3 protein-coding genes are annotated in these 3878 nt (G+C 64.0%); all 3 read left to right on the plus strand.

Going from position 1 to position 3878, the window contains the following annotated elements; all coding sequences use genetic code 11:
• The coding region (locus VFZ66_28595; GenBank protein HEX6293175.1) for a S8 family serine peptidase at positions 1 to 2482 on the plus strand (2482 nt) is incomplete at its 5' end.
• A 255-nt stretch (positions 2483 to 2737) separates the two neighbouring features.
• Positions 2738 to 3253, plus strand: a complete 516-nt coding sequence (locus tag VFZ66_28600; GenBank protein ID HEX6293176.1) for a hypothetical protein — start codon at positions 2738 to 2740, stop codon at positions 3251 to 3253.
• A gap of 113 nt (positions 3254 to 3366) precedes the next feature.
• Positions 3367 to 3843 (plus strand): general stress protein, encoded by a 477-nt coding sequence (locus VFZ66_28605; protein ID HEX6293177.1) that lies wholly within the window; start codon positions 3367 to 3369, stop codon positions 3841 to 3843.
• The last annotated feature ends 35 nt before the right edge of the window (positions 3844 to 3878 follow it).

Below are 3878 nucleotides of genomic sequence, written 5' to 3' on the forward strand. Positions count from 1 at the left end.
ACGTCGGACGTTTCGTTGGACCACGCTGCTCATTCTCGCCATGCTGGTTTTCCCGCTGATCGCATCGGCCAGCTCGCAGCCAAAGCCGCTGGCGCGCATCGACGCCAAAGTGCTGGAGCAGGCTACCGCCAAGAATGAAACCACGTTCTGGGTCATCCTGCGTGATAGAGCAGACTTGCAGGCGGCCTACGGCATCAAGAACTGGAAAGAGCGCGGCGACTTCGTCGTCAACCAGCTCAAGGCGGTCGCCGAGCGCAGCCAGAAGGGGCTGCACGGCCTGCTCAAGAGCCGGGGCAAGACGTACGAGTCGTTCTGGATTGCCAACGCGATCAAAGTGACGGCAGATCACGCGACGATCAAGGAGCTCGCGGCCCGGCCTGAGGTCGAACAGATCATCAACGACGATCCGCAGCGTCTGCCTGAGCCGATCCCCGGCGAGGAAGAGGCGCGCATCCAGGCGATCGAGTGGGGCATCTCACGCATCCGCGCCGATCAGGTCTGGTCGACCTTCAACGTGCGCGGCGAGGGCATCGTCGTCGCCAACATCGACACGGGCGTGCTGCACACGCACCCGGCGCTGGTAAACCAGTATCGCGGTCGGCAGGCCGACGGCACCTTCAACCACAACTACAACTGGCATGATCCGGCCAACGCCTGTAACAACGGACGCACCGTGCCCTGCGATAACAACGGTCACGGTACCCACACGATGGGCACGATGGTCGGCGACGACGGCGGCACAAACCAGATCGGCGTCGCGCCGCGCGCGAAGTGGATCGCCGCCAAAGGCTGCGAGAGCAACTCGTGCTCCAACTCGTCGCTGCTCTCGTCGGGCCAGTGGGTGCTCGCACCAACGGATCTGAGCGGACAGAATGCCCGCTCCGATCTCCGCCCGAACATCGTCAACAACTCGTGGGGCGGCGGCGGCAACAACACCTGGTATCAGTCCACGGTGCAGGCGTGGGTCGCGGCGGGTATCTTCCCGGCCTTCTCCAACGGCAACAGCGGCCCAAGCTGCGCAACCTCCGGCTCGCCCGGCGACTACGCCGAAAGCTACTCGGTGGGCGCGTTCGACATCAACAACGCCATCGCCTCATTCTCCAGCCGTGGCTCCTCGACGCTTGGCGGCATCAAGCCCGACATCGCGGCTCCTGGCGTCAACGTGCGCTCGGCCTGGAGCAACGGCGCGTACAACTCGATCAGCGGCACCTCGATGGCCGCGCCGCACCTCGCGGGCGCGGTCGCGCTGATGTGGTCGTCGGCTCCGGCGCTGGTCGGCGACATCAACGCCACCCGCACGATCCTTGATCAGTCTGCGGTGGACACCTCGGATCTGACCTGCGGCGGCACGGCGGCCAACAACAACGTCTGGGGCGAGGGCAAGCTCGATGCCTTCGCTGCGGTCGATCAGTCGCCGCGCGGCCCGATGGGCACGCTCCAGGGCACCGTCACCAACGCCAGCACGGGCGCGGCGCTGAGCGGCGCGACGGTTCAGGCAACAGGTCCGTCGAACCGCACCACGACGACCAGCAGCACGGGCGCGTACTCGATGCAACTGCCGGTCGGCACCTACACGCTGACCGTGAGCCTGTTCGGCTATAGCACACAGACGATCACCGGCGTCGTGATCAGCAACGGCGTGACGACGACTCGCAACGTCGCGCTGGCACCAGCGCCGTCGTTCCCCGTCTCCGGCAGGGTGCTCACCACCAGCGGCGTGCCGCTCGCCAACGCTACGGTGACGATCCTCAACACGACGATCGCACCGGCGACCACGGATGCGAATGGCGCGTACAGCTTCGCGAGCGTGCCGCAGGGCACGTACAGCATCAAGGCCGAGGCCGGGCTGTGCAGCAATGCGCAGACGCAGAGCCTCGTGGTGGATGCCGCCAAGACGCTCAACTTCTCGCTGACACAGCGCACGGATGGCACCTACGTCTGCGAGATCGCCGGATTCAGCTACATCAGCGCCAATACCGTCCTGTCGTTGACCGGAGACGATACCTCGACGCAAGTCGCGCTGCCGTTCTCGTTCCGCTTCTACGGCAAGCAGTACACCACGGCCTACGTCTCGACCAACGGCTTCCTGAACTTCAGCGCGGCCAACTCGTCCTACTCGAACACGGCCATTCCCAGCGCGGGCACGCCCAACGCGGGGATCTATCCGTTCTGGGATGACCTCTACGTCGATGCCTCGGCCAGCGTGCGCACGCAAACCCTGGGCACGTCGCCTAACCGTCAGTTCGTGATCGAGTGGCGCAACGTCCACGTCTATGCTGATACGACCCGGCGACTGGACTTCGAGGTCATCCTGCACGAGAACGGGCAGATCGTGACGCAGTACCGCAACCTGGCCGCCGACGGTCGCGAGCAGGGCAACTCGGCGACGGTCGGCATCGAGAACGATACCGGCAGCGTGGCGCTTCAGTACTCGTTCAACCAGCCCACGCTCAGCAGCAACCTGGCGATTCGCTACCGCTAGGCAGCCACACGCCGACCAACCACCCGTAAGCAGCACCCCAGGCCAATCTTCGGCCTGGGGTGCGTCCTTTCACGCGCTCTCATCCCGCCCCTGCTCGCTTGCTCCACGATCCGTGATTGACGAATCGCGCCGAATGTCGTATTTGGTTAACCTACCGTCAGGGCGGGGTTGGGGGCGTCCCCTAAAGCTCCTTCTCTCATCTATCGATAACACACAGGAGTTCCCGAAAGGCCCTTTGAACACAGCGGAGCGGCGGTGAAAGATTGGTTTGCGCATTGTAAAGACCTCAAAGAGGCTCAGGCGGAGTACCGGCGGCTGTGCTTCAAGTATCACCCCGATCACGGCGGCGATACGACGATGATGCAGGCGATCAATGTGGCCTATACGGAGTTCAAGCTGGAGCTGACAGCGTCCAGACCAGCGGCAACGTCCGCCCGCTCACGCTGGCAGCGCCCGCAGCGCCAGCGTCCGGCGGACACGCCGCCATCACGGCCCGCGCCTGAGCCTGAGCCGATGCCGATTCATTCGCGCGATTATTTCAAAAGCATCTGGCGTCGCGAGCCGTGGCAGCCGATGCCGAACGGCGGTGTCGCCCGCGTCCTCTGGGGCCATACCGTGCTGCTCTTTCAGCATCCTGAGCGCAAATATCGGGGCGCGTGGTTCGTGGTGCTCGACGACGTATTTAGCCCGTACATGTACGCCAGCCGCGACGAGGCCGAGCAGAGTGCGTTCGAGCTGGTCTATCAGAAGGTCAAGTATCTCGACGTGTAGCAGCGCCGATTCCAGCGCCGCGTCTGGCATAGCTCATGCTGATTATGTTAATAGCATGTCTCTGCGTGGCAGCGCAGACATCATCGAACGCTATGCAGAAAGGAGCCGGATCGATGCAACAACAACTGATCTCCGATGCCCAGACGACACGACGAACGATCGCGTCGTATCCTAGCTATGCGCAGGCGCAGCGCGCGGTTGACTTCCTCTCGGATCAAGGCTTTCCGGTTCAGCGAGTGGCGATCGTAGCCGAGGGCTTGAAGTTCGTGGAGCAGGTGACAGGGCGGCTCAACTATGGTCGGGCGCTACTCAACGGCGCGATCGGCGGAGCCGTCACGGGCGCGTTCATCGGCTTCTTGTTCGGCCTGCTCAGCTTCTTCGCGCCACTGGTTTCGGCGCTCAGCCTGGCGCTGTACGGCCTGCTGATTGGCGCGGTCATCGGCGCGATCTTCGGGCTGGTTTCGTACGCGCTCTCCGGCGGCCAGCGCGACTTCTCATCGTTCGGCGCGATGCAGGCCGAGCGCTATAACATTATGGTCGATGCCGAGGTTGCCGACGAGGCGGCGCGTGTGCTGGGCGGCCTGCGGTAAGCGCAGCATCGCTACGTCGCGCGCACACACCCCGA

The sequence above is a fragment of the Herpetosiphonaceae bacterium genome, assembly GCA_036374795.1.
In the GTDB taxonomy this organism is placed as follows: domain Bacteria; phylum Chloroflexota; class Chloroflexia; order Chloroflexales; family Kallotenuaceae; genus LB3-1.

Excerpts from the sequence above, each read along its gene's own strand:
- VFZ66_28605 (HEX6293177.1), top strand. The coding sequence starts at position 3,367 with ATGCAACAACAACTGATCTCCGATGCCCAGACGACACGACGAACGATC.